Source organism: Paenibacillus sp. R14(2021) (genome assembly GCF_019431355.1).
Lineage (GTDB): Bacteria > Bacillota > Bacilli > Paenibacillales > Paenibacillaceae > Paenibacillus_Z.
In genome coordinates, this window is sequence record NZ_CP080269.1 from 372924 (window position 1) to 389820 (window position 16897).

Genomic DNA, 16897 nt, shown 5'->3' on the forward strand with positions numbered 1-16897 from the left:
GACATGGTAAAGCCGCTGGATCAGCCGTGCAGTGACTTTTTTCGACGGATTTCGACCTGAACTTTTTGAACAGTTATGGTACAATAAGCGTTGAGGTGAAGGTAAGCGATGTTCCTGAAAAGGATTGAGTTAGCCGGATTTAAATCGTTTGCCGACAAGACGGAACTGGAATTCGTTCGCGGCATTACGGCGGTCGTGGGCCCGAATGGCAGCGGCAAAAGCAATATCAGCGACAGCATCCGATGGGTACTTGGCGAACAAAGCGCCAAGAGTCTTCGGGGCGGCAAAATGGAGGATATCATCTTCGCGGGAAGCGACGCGCGCAAAGCGGTCAACTTTGGCGAGGTATCCCTGACGCTGGACAACAGCGATGGTGCGCTGCCGCTTGACTATAACGAAGTGACGGTCACGAGACGTGTTCACCGCAGCGGCGACAGCGAGTATTTGATCAACAAGCAGTCTTGCCGTCTGAAGGATATAACGGAATTGTTCATGGATACGGGGATCGGCAAGGAAGCGTATTCCATTATCGGACAAGGCCGCATTGAAGAGATTTTGAGCACGCGCTCCGAGGATCGGCGGGGGATTTTCGAAGAGGCTTCGGGGATCGTGAAGTACAAATCCCGCAAACGCGAAGCACAGAAGAAGCTCGAGGATACGGAATCCAATCTACTGCGTATTCATGACTTGGTTACGGAGCTGGAAGACCAGGTTGAGCCGCTTCGCGTGCAATCGGAGAAGGCAAGGCAGTTCAAGCAGTTCAGGGATCAATTGAAATCCGCGGAGATTTCTCTTTATGTACATAATATTGAAAACGTGCACACCAATTGGACGGCGTCCAACACGCGTATGTCGAAGCTGCAGGAAGAGCAATTAACGCTTTCGACCGTAGTCAGTAAACATGACGCAATACTCGAGAAGGATCGTCAGAAGCTTCGCGAGCTGGAGGAAGTTTTGGACCGATTACATGAATCCATGCTGCAGTTTAGCGAGGAATACGAGAAATGCGAAGGCTATGGCGAGGTTCTCAAGGAACGAAAGCGCAACCTGGAGCAAAACCGTTCACAGCTCCAAGCGACCTTAGCTGCTCAGAATGAGCGCATTGGCGCATTGACGAAGGAAGAGGCGGAGTTCAGAAGCAAAGCGGCGCTTCTTGACAGCGAGCTTGCGTCGCTAAGAAAGAAACTGTCCGAAGAGGAAGCCCAGCTTCTTGGCACGAATGCATCGGCTTCGGGCGATGCGGAAGAGTCGCTGAAAGGCGAGCTCCTTGACGTGCTGAGCACGATGGCGCAGCTTCGAAACGAAATTCGCTACGCATTGCAGCAGGAAGAAGCTTTGCAGCGCCGGATGGAGCGGCTTGGGGACGAGCATGCCAAATGGCAGGAGCAGCACGAGCGGCTCACTGCGAGACGGACGGAGCTGCAGCAGAAGCTGGAGACGACGCTGGCCGACATCAACCATATGCGCAATCGTTATATCAGTGAAGCCGAACAACTGCAAAACGGGCAGAAGCTGCTGGAAGAAGCGCAGCTTGCCGTGCGTAAATGGGAGCAGAAGCTGGAGGCGCTCACCTCTCGCCGAGATACAATGAAGGAAATGCAGGATGACCTAGACGGCTTCATGCAAGGCGTACGGGAAATTCTGAAGGCTTCTAGGCGTACGACAGGCGGGGTTGAGGGCGTGCACGGCGCGGTCGCCGAACTCGTGCGTGTGCCGGAGAAAGTCGAACTGGCAATTGAAACCGCGCTCGGAGGCGCTTTGCAGCATGTCGTTATGAGCGATGAGCGGAGCGCGCGGGCGGCAATTGCCTTCCTTAAGCAGCGTCAGCTGGGACGGGCAACGTTCCTGCCGCTGGATGTCATTCGCGGTCGTCATATTCCGGACCATGATCGCAGAACGATTGCCGGCATGGATGGCTTCGTCGGCGTTGCTGCGGAATTGGTGTCGTGCGAGGCGAAGTACGGTCATATCGTGGAGAGCTTGCTTGGCAATGTGTTGATTTCGGAGACGCTGGAGCAGGCGAACCGGATTGCTGCCAAGATCCAGTATCGTTTTCGGGTCGTCACGCTAGAAGGCGATGTCGTGAATGCTGGCGGCTCCATGACCGGAGGAAGCTTGCAGAAGAAAGGCGCGAATCTGCTGGGTCGTCAGCGGCAGATCGAACAGCTGGAAGAGGAAATTAAATCGACGGATAGTCAAATTACGAAGCTTCGCGATAAGATCAGCGACCTGCGCAAGGAACAGTCCATCCGCAATCAGAATGTAGACGATCTTCGCGCGCAAGGGGAGAAGCAGCGTATTGACGAGCAGCATCTGCGTGCCGAGCTGCAGCAGCTCGATAACGAGAAGCGTCATCTGGATGAGCAGTCGCAGCTCTTCCTAGCCGACAGCGCGGGTCATAAGTCGGAACAGCAGCAGATCAGCAAGTCTGCGAAGGATGCGGAAGAACGTTTGGATATCTTGACGCAGGAGGAAGCAAAGCTTCAGGAAGCGATCCGCATTGCGGAGGAGCGCCGGAAAGCCGGAGAGTCCGCGAAGGAGCAGTTGCAGGATCAATTGACGGATCTGAAGATTGCGCTTGCCAAGACCGACCAGGAGAAAATGTCATTTGAAGACCAGGCTGCAAGGGTCCGCTCAGACATTGGACGCGCGAAGCATGAGTTGTCCGGTGTTCGCGATATGCTGCAGCGGCAGGAAGAAGAGATGCGTCAGCATGCCGACGAGAGCGTTAAGCAGACGGAGCTGCTCAATGGCTTGCGGCTGAAGAAAGAAAGCTGCTCCGAACAGACGGATTTGAAGCGTTCGGAACGCGCGGATCTAATTCGCGAGCTGGAGCAGGGCGAGAGCGAGACCAGGGAGCAGCGTACGCAGCTGCGCAGCGTTGAAGATCAGCTTCGTCAAATCGAGATCGCGGTCAACCGGCTCGACGTTGAGCTTGATAATCTGCTTCGCAAGCTGAGCGAAGAGTACGAGCTCAGCTATGAACTGGCGAAGGAACGCTACCCTGTTCCGGAGGACGTGCTTGCGCTCCAGAATGAAGTACGTGACCTGAAGCGCCGAATTAGCGGACTTGGCGAAGTTAACCTTGGCGCGATTGATGAATATGAGCGCGTCAAAGAACGGTATACGTTCCTGAATGATCAGAAGAACGATCTTATCGAAGCGAAGACAACGCTCTATCAAGTCATCCGCGAGATGGATGAAGAGATGAGCAAGCGGTTCAAAACAACGTTCGAAGCGATCCGCGGCCATTTCGTCGTAGTCTTTGCCAAGCTTTTTGGCGGTGGACGCGCGGATCTAATTATGGTGGAGCCGGATCGCGTACTGGACAGCGGTATTGATATTGTGGCTCAGCCCCCGGGCAAGAAGCTTCAAAATCTTCAGCTTCTCTCCGGCGGCGAGCGTGCGCTGACCGCAATCGCGCTGCTGTTTGCTATTTTGCAGGTTAAGCCGGTTCCATTCTGCGTGCTCGATGAGGTTGAGGCGGCGCTTGATGAAGCGAATGTCGCCCGGTTTGCGCAGTATTTGCGCGAATTCTCGGAGCTGACCCAGTTTATCGTCGTTACCCACCGGAAAGGCACGATGGAAGAAGCTGACGTGCTCTACGGGGTCACGATGGAAGAAGGCGGGGTTTCCAAGCTCGTTTCCGTTCGTTTGGAGGATGAGGAAGCGGTATCTGCATAATAACTGCATCCAATATCGCATAAAAGACGTATACAAGAAGCCGGAGCTAAGCGTAGAAAGCAGCGAAGCCCGGCTTTTGCAAGTAAGGGATGGAGGTCCATAGATGAGTTTCTTTAAACGATTGAAAGAAAGTATTGCCCAGAAAACCGAAGCGGTTACCTCGATTTTCAAGGAAGGCTTGACAAAGACGAGGACTGCGTTCGTCGGTCGAATCGAGGAACTGATTACCCGCCGCAAAAAAATTGACGAAGCGTTCTACGAGGAACTAGAAGAAATTTTGATCGGTGCGGACGTTGGCGTCAATACGGTCATGCAGTTAATCGATGATTTGCGCGCGGAAGTGAAGATACGCAAAATCGAGAATGCTGCGGAGCTGCAGCCAATTCTATCCGAGAAGCTAGTCGGACTGCTTAAGGGAAGCTCGAAAGAAGAGCTTCGCATGGCGGACCAAGGTATGACCGTTATTCTGTTCGTCGGCGTCAACGGAGTAGGCAAAACGACGACGATCGGTAAGCTTGCTCATAAGTTTAAGAACGAAGGCAAGAGCGTGCTGCTGGCGGCGGGCGATACGTTCCGCGCGGGAGCGATCGAGCAGCTGGAGGTTTGGGGGAAGCGCGTTGGCGTCGATGTTATCAAGCAGGAATCTGGTGCAGACCCGGCGGCGGTTATGTATGACGCCGTCCATGCGGCGAAGCAGAGAGGCGTTGACGTGCTGCTCTGCGATACGGCAGGGCGACTGCAAAACAAGCATAATCTCATGGAAGAACTGAATAAGATTTTCCGGGTCATACAGCGTGAAGTGCCGAGCGCGCCGCATGAAGTGCTTTTGGTACTTGATGCTACTACGGGGCAGAACGCGCTCAGCCAAGCGAAGCTGTTCGGCGAGAAAAGCGGCGTGACGGGTCTTGTCTTGACGAAGCTTGACGGTACTGCCAAGGGCGGGATCGTCATTGCCATCCGAAACGAACTGAATCTGCCGGTGAAGCTTGTCGGCTTAGGCGAGAAGATGGATGATCTGCAGGAATTCGATTCCGAGCAGTTCGTGCATGCGTTATTCGGCGGCTTGCTGCAGCAAGCCGAGGATGAGACTGAAGCATCCGAATAAGCCGATGAAACGGTGACAAGTAAATATACTTGACAGCATATAGACGGCTTTGTTATGATAATCGTCGTGGAATCGGTGTAAAGGCAATTGCCTTGACGCAAAGGAGCGGCTGATATGACAGTCCCTGAAAATGACGCCCTGGCGAAAACAAACCGGATTAATATGCTGTTTGATTTCTACGAGCCGCTGCTCACAGAGAAGCAGCAGACGTTTCTAAAATATTATTTTCATGATGATTATTCGCTCGGCGAAATTGCAGCCGAGTTTGATATTAGCAGACAGGCCGTTTATGAGCATGTGAAACGTGCGGAAGCCGTGCTTGAGAGTTACGAAAGCAAGCTTAACCTGCTCGCGAAGCATCAATTAGCGGAGCAGTGGCTTAGCAAGCTGGATGCATTGGCGGAGCGGGTCATGCAGCAGGATGATCTTCGCTCGGAACTGCGGGACATCGCGCAGGGTTTGCGCGACGATGCCAAGATCGCTACATAGCAGTGACTGCCAAAACAATACCCATGCTTACGAAGTAGTTTTGTTTTAACTCGCCGAATAATCGGCTCGTGCTTCGCTCACAAAACTTTAAGGAGGTGACGATCATGGCATTTGAAGGATTGTCCAGCAGGCTGCAGAACGTATTCGGCAAATTGCGCGGCAAGGGTAAAGTGTCGGAGGATGATGTTAACGAAGCCATGCGCGAAGTTCGGCTGGCGCTTCTGGAAGCAGACGTTAACTTCAAGGTCGTCAAGGATTTCATCGCGAAAGTGAAGGAACGCGCTGTCGGCCTTGAACTAACGAAGAGCTTTACGCCGGGCATGGTCGTCGTCGATATCGTTAACAAAGAATTAACCGAGCTGATGGGTGGAACACATTCGAAGCTCGCTAAAGCGAACAAGCCGCCGACCGTTATTCTGATGGCTGGTTTGCAAGGGGCAGGTAAAACGACCTCGTCCGCGAAGCTGGCGAAATCGCTGCTCAAAGACAAGCACAAGCCGCTGCTTATCGCAGGCGATATTTATCGTCCAGCTGCGATCAAACAGCTGCAGGTTCTGGGTGAGCAGATCGGCGTTCCGGTCTTTACGCTCGGCGATCAAACCTCGCCGGTTGAAATCGCGCGCCAAGGCTTGCAGCTTGCCAAAGACAATGGTCATGACTATGTCATTATCGATACCGCGGGCCGCCTGCATATCGATGAAGCGCTCATGATGGAGCTTCGTCAAATTCATGAAGTAACGAAGCCGGACGAAGTGCTGCTCGTTGTCGATGCCATGACGGGTCAAGAGGCAGTAAACGTCGCACAGAGCTTCCACAGTCAGCTCGAGCTGACGGGCGTCGTGCTCACGAAGCTTGACGGAGATACGCGCGGCGGTGCCGCACTGTCCGTCAAAGCAGTTACAGGCTGTCCGATCAAGTTCGCCGCTACCGGCGAGAAGATCGAGCCGCTTGAGCCTTTCCATCCGGAACGGATGGCTTCACGTATTCTCGGCATGGGCGATATGCTGTCCTTGATCGAGAAGGCGCAGTCCAGCATTGACGCCGAGAAGGCCGCCGAGATGGAACGCAAGATGCGTACGGCTGAGTTTACGTTCGAGGACTTTCTGGAGCAGATGGAGCAGGTACGCAAGCTTGGACCGCTCGATCAGCTCCTCGACATGATGCCCGGCATGGGCAAAATGAAGGACATGAAGAACCTCAAGGTCGACGAGAAACAAATCGGGCGCGTCGAGGCAATCGTCAAATCGATGACGAAGGAAGAGAAGCGCAAGCCTGAAATCCTCAACCATAGCCGTCGTAAACGGATCGCGACAGGAAGCGGGACTTCCGTTGCGGAAGTGAACCGGCTGATCAAGCAGTTTGACGACATGAAAAAAATGATGAAGCAATTCTCATCCATGATGGGTCCGAAAGGCCCCAAAGGCGGTCTGAAAGGGCTCAAAGGCATGCTGCCGAAAGGGATGAAATTCCCGTTCTAACGAGCGGATAGATGATATTTATTGAAGGAGGTGAATTCTCATGGCAGTACGTATTCGTTTGAAACGTATCGGTGCGCATAAAGCGCCTTTCTACCGTGTGGTGGTTTCCGATTCCCGTTCCCCGCGTGACGGCCGTTTTATTGAAGAAATCGGTACTTATAACCCGGTTGCTCAACCGGCTCAAGTAAGCATTGACGAAGAAAAAGCTCTTAAATGGCTTCAAAACGGCGCACAAGCTTCCGACACTGTACGCAACTTGCTTTCCAAAGCAGGCGTAATGACGAAGCTTCACGAGCTTAAGCTTCAAAAATAACTACTCGGTGCGGGGGGCCTATTGTCATGAAAGAATTGATTCTTGTCATTGCGAAGGCTTTAGTGGATTACCCGGAGGATGTACGTGTCGACGTGAAAGAAGACGATCGCGGCACCGTTTACCTGCTGTCGGTGAATCCTGACGATGTCGGGAAAGTCATCGGCAAGCAGGGTCGGATCGCCAAAGCGCTGCGGACGGTTGTCACTTCGGCTGCCGTCAAATCGCAAAAGCGTGTCATGGTCGATATTATTTCGTAGCGATCGTACATCGAGACAGGGTTAGGATAGATATATCCTAGCCCTTTTTCGATGCTAATACGAAAGAGTCAGGAGACAGGTCATGGATCAAAAACAATGGTTATCCGTCGGTAAAGTTGTCAATACGCACGGTATTCGAGGCGAAGTGAAAGTTGTGTCCCAAACGGATTTTCCAGAGGAACGATTTGCTCCAAATTCCGTGCTTACGCTCTTCGATGCCGACAATAAGAACCAGCTAGAGGTTGAAATTCAAAGCGCAAGAGAACATAAAGGCATGTTTATCCTCAAGCTCAAAGGCTTCGAAAACATCAATGAGGTAGAGAAGTACAAAGGGTGGGCGTTGAAAGTGTCCAAAGAAGATCTCGTTGATTTGGATGAAGGCGAATATTATCATCATCAAATCATCGGTTGTTCGGTAGTTACGGACGAGGGCGCCGAGCTTGGCGTCATCACGGAAATTCTCGTGCCTGGTGCAAACGATGTTTGGGTGGTTCAGCCGCCGAAAGGCAAGCAGGTGCTCATTCCTGTTATTGATGAAGTTGTTCTTGATGTGAACATTACGAGCAAAATTGTGAAGGTTCATTTGATGGAAGGGCTGATCTAGCTCATGCGTATTGACGTATTAACGCTCTTTCCAGAAATGTTTCATGGGGTGTTCGGCGCAAGCATTCTCGGCAAAGCCAGAGACAAAGGAATTGTCGCTTTGAATGCGGTTAACTTTCGCGATTATGCGAATAATAAACACAATACAGTGGACGATTATCCTTACGGCGGCGGCGGCGGAATGGTGCTGAAGCCGGAGCCGTTGTTCGCGGCTGTGGAGGATCTTGTGCCGGATGGCGGTGTTAAGCCGCGCGTTATTCTGCTCTGCCCGCAAGGAGAGCCCTATACGCAGAAGAAGGCGGAGGCCTTGTCGGCTGAAGAGCATCTTGTATTCGTATGCGGACATTACGAAGGCTATGACGAACGGATCCGCGAGCACCTTGTGACAGATGAAATATCGCTCGGGGACTATGTTCTAACCGGCGGAGAGCTGCCGGCTATGGTGATGATCGATAGCATCGTTCGCCTGCTCCCTGGCGTGCTCGGCAATGAAACCTCAGCAGTCACGGATTCATTCAGCACCGGTTTGCTGGAGCATCCTCATTATACGCGTCCCGCTGTATTCCGCGGCTGGGAAGTACCTGAAGTACTTATGTCCGGTCATCATGCCAACGTGGAAGTTTGGCGGCGTCAGCAATCGATTTTACGGACGCTGGAGCGTCGGCCAGATCTCCTGGACAGCGCGGATTTGACGAAGAAGGAACGCGCCTGGCTTGCGGAGCAAGTTCGATCCAAGAAGCAAGAATAGGGCTTTCGGCGGCTTGGCCGGAAGAAATCAGGCTTCCATATTGTGTTCTGGGCTGGAATATGTTAAGATATCAGATGTTGCTTTGTTAACTCGGACGGTCCGCTGTATAGCGAAGACCTGGAATGCACGATAGTTCCAGTAGCTAATAAGAACGTCTATGGTGGAAGGAGTTGAAACTCAATGAATCTGTTACAAATCATTGCTCAAGAAAATCTTCGTACTGACCTTCCTAGCTTCCGTCCAGGAGACACGCTTAAGGTGCACGTAAAAGTTATCGAGGGAACTCGCGAACGTATTCAGTTGTTCGAAGGCGTTGTTATCAAACGTCGCGGCGGCGGAATTAGTTCTACTTTTACAGTACGTAAAATCTCGTACGGCGTTGGCGTGGAAAGAACATTCCCGCTGAACTCCCCGAAAATCGAGAAGATCGAAGTTGCGCGCCGCGGTAAAGTCCGTCGTGCGAAACTGTACTATCTTCGCGAACTTCGCGGTAAAGCTGCGAGAATTAAAGAAATTCGCTAATGAACGACAAGAGGGGGACTTGCGCAAACAAGTCCCTTTTCGTTTTTTACATAAGAAAATTCCAGTATAGAAGAGGGTGGAATCATGGATCAACAGCACCGCAACGACGAGCATAAGCCAGAGCAGGATGAAGCATCTCAAGCCGAACATACCGCCCGCGACGGAAATGACACCCCTGAAAGCACGAATCAACGTCCGCCTAGTGGAAAAGCACAGAAAGAAATTATAGAATGGGTTAAAGCGCTCGCGATTGCTGCGCTGCTCGTATTGGTCATCCGCTATTTCCTGTTTGCTCCGTTTATCGTAGACGGACCCTCGATGGAACCCAATTTCTATACGGGCGAGCGATTGATTGTCAATAAAGTGATCTATGATATTCGCCAGCCGCACCGCGGAGAAGTCATTGTGTTCCACGTACCTGACGAAGGCAGAGATTTCATTAAACGCGTCATCGGCGTTCCGGGCGACAAGGTTAAGTATGAAGGCGATAACTTGTACATCAACGGCAAGCTTGTGGATGAGCCTTACTTGAAAGCTTCGATTGAAGCGGCTAGAGCGAACGGCGAAATCTTCAACAACGAGGGCGAAGACCGCAATTTCCCCAATGCTAATTTTGATACGGACGTTGTGCCGGAAGGAACGGTACTGGCGTTCGGCGACAATCGGAGAAACAGCAAAGACAGCCGGATGATCGGATTTGTCTCGGATAAAGAAATTGTAGGACGCGCGGATATTATTTTCTGGCCAATGAGCAAGATGGCCTTCGTGAAACACGGATGAGGTGAATAATAGCATGACGATTCAGTGGTTTCCCGGTCATATGACAAGAGCGAGAAGGGAAATTCAAGAGAAGCTTAAATTGATCGATATTGCAATCGAGCTGCTTGATGCCCGCGTACCGCTTTCGAGCCGGAACCCGATGGTAGAAGAGATTCTGCATGGCAAGCCACGGCTTATTCTGCTGAATAAAGCGGATTTGGCGGATGCGCGAACGACGGACAAATGGATGGCTAATTTCGCCGAACAGGGTTATGCAAGCCTGTCCATTGATGCGTCGACGGGAACGCGGGTAAATGAAATTCCGATTAAGGTTCGAGCGCTGCTGCATGAGAAAATCTCCCGACAGGTGGCAAAAGGAATGACTCCCCGCCCGGTGCGCGGTCTGATCGTGGGGATTCCGAATGTCGGCAAATCCACGTTGATCAACCGGCTCGCCGGACGCAATATAGCGGCGACTGGAGACCGTCCGGGCGTAACGAAGGGCCAGCAGTGGATTAAAGTCGGCACAGAGATGGAGCTGCTGGATACGCCTGGTATTTTATGGCCCAAATTCGAGGATCAGCTCGTTGGCTTCAAGTTGGCGATGACGGGAGCTATTCGCGAGCAGGTGCTCAACATCGAGGATGTTGCGTATTTTGCCGTGAAGGAATTGGCGCAGTACTACTGGGATGCTTTGGCGGAACGCTTCGGTTTAACGGAACCGCCGAGTGATCTGGAAAACAACCTCGAGATCGTTCGCGTCATGGAAGACATCGGACGGAAAAGAGGTTGCTTGATCAGCGGCGGCCGCGTGGATTTGGAGAAAGCTTCAGGCATCATTCTTAGAGAACTTCGTGCGGGCAACTTGGGACGTATTTCTCTGGAATCGCCGGAATTTTTGGTTTGAAGGTGAGATAAGGGCTGCCGGGTTCGTTGAGGCGGCCTTTTCTATTGCGCGCCGGACGGTTTGTGTCGATCGAATGGATCGCGATTCTTGTTAATTTGCTAATCGCGGTAAAGATGTGAGGGGAAACGGGGGAATCGCGGTGTTGGAGTTTGAGAAACCGCTGTGGGAGCAGGGGTACCGCTTTATTGCCGGCATTGATGAGGTAGGCCGGGGCTGCTTGTTTGGCGATGTCGTGGCGGCAGCTGTTATTATGCCTGAAGGGTTGGTGCTGGAAGGCATCGACGATTCCAAGAAGCTGACGGAGAAGAAACGCGAAGCGCTGTACTGGGAAATCATCGAGCATGCGGAGGCTTGGTCTGTTGCGAGCGTCGATGCTGCTACGGTGGACGAAATCAACATTAAACAGGCTGCGAGACTGGCTATGAAGCAAGCGGTAGAGACGCTGGGCATGCAAGCCGATTATTTGCTCGTGGACGCGGAGAAAGTAGATATTGAATTGCCCCAGCAAGCCATCATTAAAGGGGATGCTCGGAGCCAGTCTATTGCGGCAGCCTCCATTCTTGCCAAAGTGACGCGCGACCGGCTCTGCAGCGATGAATGGGATAAGCTCTATCCTGCGTATGGCATCGCAATACATAAAGGCTATGCAACGAAGCACCACCGGGAGAAGCTGCTGGCCTTCGGTCCAAGTCCGATGCATCGAAGAAGCTTCTTGGGCAAGCTGTTTGCCGAGCAGCAAGTGTTGTTCTAGCACTTTGAATGCGCGTGCAGGATTTGTGAATGCTTTTTAGAATATAGCGATCGTAGATTGCAAGCGTTGGATGCCGTTGGTTTGGGATATTCTGAGCCAGCGGCTTTTTGTTTGGCTGCATGATTACTGTTGTTGGGGAGATCGCGTAGTCAATCTCACTCTTGGGTGAAGCTGTTTCTGGACCGGGGTTCATGGGCAGGGGGATTCAGCCGATAATAAACTATAAGTGTGCTTGTGTTATGGAGGAAGGAAGTGAACGTAAATGTCGATGTCGATCGGACAACTCGTCAAAGGGCTGCTGGGCGATGCGCAGGCGGGAGACAGTAAAGCGCTGGAGCTTAAAGTGGGTCAAACCGTGCGCGGCGTCATGCTTAAGGCAACGGGTGATGGAGAAGCGATCATTCAAATAAACGGAACGCCGGTACAAGCTAAGCTGGAAACCCCATTGCAGCCTGGTCAGGCGACTCTACTGCAGGTACAGCCGCAATCGCAGGACGGCGCGCTGGTATTAAAGCAGGTTGATCCGCAGACTGCGGCAATGCCGGAGGCCAGCGTGAAAGAATGGGTGAAAGCGATGGGACTGCCCGATACGAAGTGGGCGGGGGATCTGGTCCGCGATCTACGCGGAGATGGCGTTCCATTGACTCGAGAGCTTGCGAGTCAATTGAAGCAGGCGCTCGCCGTCATGCCCAAAGGCGGCGATGTGCAGTCATGGATGGGGGCGGCTGCGCTTGCCGTGAAGCGCGGCCTGCCGATGACGGGCGCGACGATCGGCGCGCTGCAGCAGGTTCTCTCCGGCGCGCAGGCGCATGCCCTGCTGGAGGCGCTGGAGCGGGGGCTTGCCGCTTGGAGCGGCACGTCCGCCGGCGGTGATGCGGCGGGCGGGTCCGCGCAGCCGCCGAGCGCGGCGCAAGCGGCCGCAGCGAAGCTGCAGGCGCTGCTGGCTGCAGGCGCAGCGCTGATGCGCGAAGCGCAGCCGGGCGGTGCGAAGCCGGCCGGAGGCGATGCAGCGGCGCAGCCGGGAGCTGCGGCGGGCTCTGCCGCACAGGGCGAAGGCGGCGCAGCCGGCGCGAAGCCGCAGGCTGCCGGCATGCCGGCAGCTGCTGTTGTAGATCAAAAGGCTAGCGGTCCATCGGCGCAGACAATGGCAGCAGCAAAAGAAGCGAACACGGGCAGTTTGGCTCAGCAAACTGTTAACGATAGTGAGCGAGTCAAGTCCTTGCAACAGACGGTTGGCAAAGCCTCCTCCCCATCCAAGGATTTGATGGGCGGGGGTAATTTGTTGTCATCTACTTCAACAACCTCGCTTCTTCTAGATGGAAAGGCAGCGCCAAGTGCCTTACTCGGAATGCAGAGCAAGCTCGAGTCCTCATTAACGAAAGAAGCTGAACTACAAACGATCATCGCCAATAAGCTAATAGCAGCCAAGAGTACAGCTGCACTTGGAAACACCTTGGCGTCACCACCGAGCAATAACTCAGTCCAGAGTCAGCCGCAACCCATACCGAGTGCTGAATCAGCTGCATTATCGGCGAAAGCAGCAGCATTGCAAGCTTCTGCCCAACCGGCGACTGCAAACAATTGGGTCAGCCAGATGATGAAATGGCTGGGCGTCGATCATGAGCGTCTGTTGGCGGCTGCTTCAGCAAGCGTCTACGATAAACAAGAGACGGCAGCCCTTCAAAATAAGCAGCAAGATAGCCAAGCAGCCGCAGCCGATACAAAATCTGCAGCGGTTGAAGGCAATAAAACGAACGCTGCAATGGTCAAAGAACAGCCGGTTGTGCTGTCTGGTCAAGAACGGACTGCCGGACAAGCAGTCGGTGATCGCGTCCAGCTGCAAGCAAATCAGTTGATAGCAGTGTTTCAGGGCGGCGCGGCAGGCGACGAGGGAACCAAGCATCCGACAGCGGAATCATTGAAGAGTGCACTGCTGACGATCGCCGCAGGCAGCGATGTTCCTCCTTCTCTTCGTGATACGGCCCAGCAGCTCGTGTCCCATATTACCGGACAGCAGCTTCTTCTCTCGCCGGAGAAGACCAGCTCGCTATTCTCACATGTGACGATGTTTATTCCCATGAAAGGACCGGACGGCAGCCAGACCGCATCCGTTCATATTCAAACGAGACGCGGCAGCAAGGGCGAATTAGATGCGGATAATTGCCGGTTGTTGTTCGATCTGCGAATGCGAACGTTAGGAGATACAGTGGTTGATGTACAGGTTGTCAATAAAATCGTGAATTTGAACCTCTGGAATGATCATCCTGCTGCCGCGGGGCTTGTAGAGTCCTCAAGGAGTGAACTGACAGAGGCTCTTGCGAGTGCGGGCTATCAACTGCTTACGCTACGATCTACAGCGATGCCGGAACGTCTGGCAGAACGGATAAACGGATCCGAAACAACTGCAGTCAAGGCGCAGGAATGGTCGAGCAAGCCGTATAAAGGAGTGGACTTCCGAGTATGAGTTCATTGAAGAAGAAGGGGATTCCGGAGAAGGAAGAATCCTATCAGCCATCCAAGAAAGCTGTGGCACTGAAGTACGAGCCCGGCGTTGGGAGCGCTCCGATCGTAGTTGCCAAAGGTAAAGGAAAGCTTGCCGACGCTATCTTGGAGAAAGCGGCGGAGAACGGCGTTCCGATCCAGCAGGATTCCTCGCTGGTCGAGGTGCTGTCAAAGCTCGACTTGGATCAGGAGATTCCACCCGAATTATATACGCTGGTGGCTGAAATCCTGTCGTTCGTGTATCGATCCGACCAGCGTGCAGGAGGCCAGAGCCAGTGAATAAACCGAGTCGTTTGGGTAACGCCAGACAATCCATCGGCAGATTTGGCGAGCACGCAGCCGAGCAATACTTGATTGAACAGGGATATTCGATTCTTGGACGGAATTGGCGCTGTCGTTCCGGGGAGCTGGATATCATAGCCAAGCAGGAGAAAACGCTGGTTATCGTTGAAGTACGGACGCGAAGAGCAAACAGTAAATTCGGCACAGCATTAGAATCGGTCGACGTTAGAAAACAGCTGCAAGTACGCTCGACGACGGAAGTGTTTTTATCTATGAACAAACTGCATGGCATGCAAATGCGGTTCGATGTTATCGCAATTACGGCTTCGGTGTTCCCGAGTGAGCAGCAAAGCTATACCATTACGGAGCTGAAGCACATTCAAGCTGCATTTTAATCGAAAGCGGTTAGTCTTACAGTCTACGACTGCGAGACTAACCGCTTTTTTGCTATCTGATTAATCCTGATGTTGTGATCTATAACGACTGGAGCTTGCGGTCCAAGCTTCGGTATCCGATTGCCTCAGCGATATGCTGCCCATCGACTTGCCCGGCATCTTCGATGTCAGCGATTGTGCGTGCCAGCTTCAAAATGCGGTCGTGCGCGCGCAGGCTGATGCCTAAGGAATCGAAGGCTAAGCGAAGCATCTGCTCAGCTTCCTTTGAGAGCGAGACCGCCTTGCGAAGTGAAGCGCCGGCAAGATCGATTAAGGGGCGACTTCCTTGTCGGCGGGCGTCTCTCCGTTCGACTGCGCCCAAGACGATTTCCCGCATTTGCGCGGAGCTCAAGCTGCTCTTCAGACCGTCGGTCGTGAGCGGGCGAGGAACCTCGATATGCATGTCGATGCGATCGAGGAGCGGTCCTGAGATTTTAGCGCGATAGCGGGATATCTGCATCTCGCTGCATGCGCATCGCTGATCCTCGGACTCATGGCCATAGAACCCGCACGGGCATGGATTCATGGAAGCTGCCAGCAGAAAATGTGCAGGGAAACGGAACACCGCACGCGACCTTGCAATCGTCACCTCTCGATCCTCCATTGGCTGCCTGAGCACTTCGAGCGCTGTTCGGGAGAACTCCGGAAATTCATCCAGAAATAAGACGCCCCGATGGGCAAGCGTCACTTCGCCAGGCCGCGGAATGGACCCTCCTCCTACCAGCCCAGCGGCAGAAATCGTATGATGGGGGCTGCGAAACGGCCTTTCCCTCATCAATGATGGGACTCCGCCGGGCAGCTTGCCCGCAGCGCTGTAGATCTTCGTAACCTGGAGTGCTTCCTCGTCGTCAAGCGGCGGCATGATGCCCGGTAGTCTTTTTGCGAGCATGGTTTTGCCCGTCCCGGGCGGACCGGATAGCAGGACGTTATGCCGTCCAACAGCGGCGATCATGAGCGCGCGTTTCGCGTGGTGCTGTCCAAGTACGTCACCGTAATCCAGACGATGAAGATTTGAAGCGGGCTCACTATCTGTAGCATGTGGAGAAAAGACGGCGGGGTTATATCGCAGAGAATCCCAGTTTTGTGTGCTGTTAGCCGGATCACCAAGTTCCTTTAGGTGCGATGCGGCGAACAGTGCCATTCCTTCGATGCATGCTGCTTCTGCGGCATTCTCGCGAGGCAGAAGGACGCTTACAATGCCGCGCAGCTTCGCTTGTTCTACCATTGCAAGTACGCCGGGTATAGCTCGAAGCTCGCCATTAAGCGATAGCTCCCCCAACACCAGTACCTGTTGAAACAGCTCGCTGCGGAGCTGGTTGCTTGCGCTCAAGATTCCGACGGCAATGGCCAAATCGAAGGCGGTGCCTTCTTTTCTCAAGTCGGCTGGAGCTAAGTTGACGGTAATTCGCTCCATAGGGAAAGCGAAGCCGCAGTTCTTGACGGCTGCGCGAACCCGCTCGATGGATTCCCTGACTGCGGGGTCAGGCAAGCCAACTACATTGACCTGCGGCAAGCCGCTGGAAATGTCCACTTCAACGGCTATAATTCGACCTTCGACGCCATAAACGCTGCCGCTGCTAATATGCGTATACATAACAAAACACACCTCCGCCGTATTCGGCTGAAGGTGCTTCCTTACAGTTCCGTCTTCAATTCTCGTATATGGCCTCATCATAGTTCAGAATGGAAAGGGCTGTCAACGGCCCATCATCGAAAGTACTGATAATTGTTCGATGGCTCTCAGGTCGCTAACGAAGCCGAGCAAGTATATGGGAGTAAATCACTGAAGTGACGAAAGCTGGCGGCATCGATGTGGTCGACATTGTGGCAAATGTATGAACGTACTGTCCTTCTAACAGCAGTAGTTCGATATATCCGTAGGGATTGTCGAACCGATCCTGTATTCCATCATTGAAGCGGTTAGCAATCGAATACAATTTGGGGGTAATTACCATATGGAACAATAATAAATAGATGGGAAGTATAGCTTCATTGCTTTAATCAAGGCATTGTGGGACAGCTCTTCAATGAGGTGCAAGAAGCTTAATTAGGACGCATTTTCT

The 16897-nt window shown here is 53.1% G+C and carries 16 protein-coding genes; 15 read left to right on the forward strand and 1 reads right to left on the reverse strand.

Translation table 11 applies throughout. From position 1 onward, the window contains the following. Nucleotides 1-108: 108 nt before the first annotated feature. From smc to KXU80_RS02060, 15 genes are all read left to right on the forward strand, one after another. A complete protein-coding gene (smc, locus tag KXU80_RS01990; RefSeq protein ID WP_219836633.1) occupies nt 109-3684 on the forward strand; it encodes a chromosome segregation protein SMC in 3576 nt (1191 codons plus the stop codon). Nucleotides 3685-3787: 103 nt separating this feature from the next. Continuing rightward, nucleotides 3788-4789: a signal recognition particle-docking protein FtsY gene (ftsY, locus tag KXU80_RS01995; protein ID WP_219836634.1), complete on the forward strand. Its 1002-nt coding sequence runs from the start codon at nt 3788-3790 to the stop codon at nt 4787-4789. Nucleotides 4790-4903: 114 nt separating this feature from the next. Next, nucleotides 4904-5278: a putative DNA-binding protein gene (locus KXU80_RS02000; protein WP_219836635.1), complete on the forward strand. Its 375-nt coding sequence runs from the start codon at nt 4904-4906 to the stop codon at nt 5276-5278. Nucleotides 5279-5382: 104 nt separating this feature from the next. After that, nucleotides 5383-6756, forward strand: coding sequence for a signal recognition particle protein (gene ffh, locus KXU80_RS02005; RefSeq protein ID WP_219836636.1), 1374 nt, complete (start codon nt 5383-5385; stop codon nt 6754-6756). 40 nt (nt 6757-6796) lie between these two features. Next, nucleotides 6797-7069: a 30S ribosomal protein S16 gene (rpsP, locus tag KXU80_RS02010; RefSeq protein WP_208847134.1), complete on the forward strand. Its 273-nt coding sequence runs from the start codon at nt 6797-6799 to the stop codon at nt 7067-7069. Between the two features lie 26 nt (nt 7070-7095). Next, the gene (locus tag KXU80_RS02015) at nt 7096-7326 is read left to right on the forward strand and encodes a KH domain-containing protein (protein ID WP_219836637.1); all 231 of its coding nucleotides are present in this window, start codon (nt 7096-7098) and stop codon (nt 7324-7326) included. Nucleotides 7327-7408: 82 nt separating this feature from the next. Continuing rightward, nucleotides 7409-7930 (forward strand): ribosome maturation factor RimM, encoded by a 522-nt coding sequence (rimM, locus tag KXU80_RS02020; RefSeq protein WP_219836638.1) that lies wholly within the window; start codon nt 7409-7411, stop codon nt 7928-7930. Between the two features lie 3 nt (nt 7931-7933). Further along, a complete protein-coding gene (trmD, locus tag KXU80_RS02025; RefSeq protein WP_219836639.1) occupies nt 7934-8677 on the forward strand; it encodes a tRNA (guanosine(37)-N1)-methyltransferase TrmD in 744 nt (247 codons plus the stop codon). Nucleotides 8678-8857: 180 nt separating this feature from the next. Further along, the gene (rplS, locus tag KXU80_RS02030) at nt 8858-9199 is read left to right on the forward strand and encodes a 50S ribosomal protein L19 (RefSeq protein ID WP_219836640.1); all 342 of its coding nucleotides are present in this window, start codon (nt 8858-8860) and stop codon (nt 9197-9199) included. 84 nt (nt 9200-9283) lie between these two features. Beyond that, nucleotides 9284-9979, forward strand: coding sequence for a signal peptidase I (gene lepB, locus KXU80_RS02035; protein ID WP_219836641.1), 696 nt, complete (start codon nt 9284-9286; stop codon nt 9977-9979). 13 nt (nt 9980-9992) lie between these two features. Next, entirely contained in the window at nt 9993-10865 is an 873-nt protein-coding gene (ylqF, locus tag KXU80_RS02040) for a ribosome biogenesis GTPase YlqF (protein ID WP_219836642.1), read from the forward strand. Between the two features lie 139 nt (nt 10866-11004). Beyond that, on the forward strand, nt 11005-11616 hold the full coding sequence (locus KXU80_RS02045) for a ribonuclease HII (protein WP_219836643.1): 612 nt from the start codon (nt 11005-11007) through the stop codon (nt 11614-11616). A 262-nt stretch (nt 11617-11878) separates the two neighbouring features. After that, nucleotides 11879-14080, forward strand: a complete 2202-nt coding sequence (locus tag KXU80_RS02050; protein WP_219836644.1) for a flagellar hook-length control protein FliK — start codon at nt 11879-11881, stop codon at nt 14078-14080. Then, nucleotides 14077-14397: an EscU/YscU/HrcU family type III secretion system export apparatus switch protein gene (locus KXU80_RS02055; RefSeq protein WP_219836645.1), complete on the forward strand. Its 321-nt coding sequence runs from the start codon at nt 14077-14079 to the stop codon at nt 14395-14397. Before KXU80_RS02050 ends, KXU80_RS02055 begins: the two co-directional genes overlap by 4 nt. After that, nucleotides 14394-14795 carry a YraN family protein gene (locus tag KXU80_RS02060; protein WP_258171205.1) on the forward strand — a complete coding sequence of 134 codons (402 nt, stop codon included), beginning with the start codon at nt 14394-14396 and terminating at the stop codon, nt 14793-14795. Before KXU80_RS02055 ends, KXU80_RS02060 begins: the two co-directional genes overlap by 4 nt. Before the next feature lie 79 nt (nt 14796-14874). Here KXU80_RS02060 and KXU80_RS02065 read toward each other — a convergent pair whose 3' ends face one another. Continuing rightward, nucleotides 14875-16428 (reverse strand): YifB family Mg chelatase-like AAA ATPase, encoded by a 1554-nt coding sequence (locus tag KXU80_RS02065; protein WP_219836646.1) that lies wholly within the window; start codon nt 16426-16428, stop codon nt 14875-14877. Nucleotides 16429-16897: the final 469 nt, after the last annotated feature.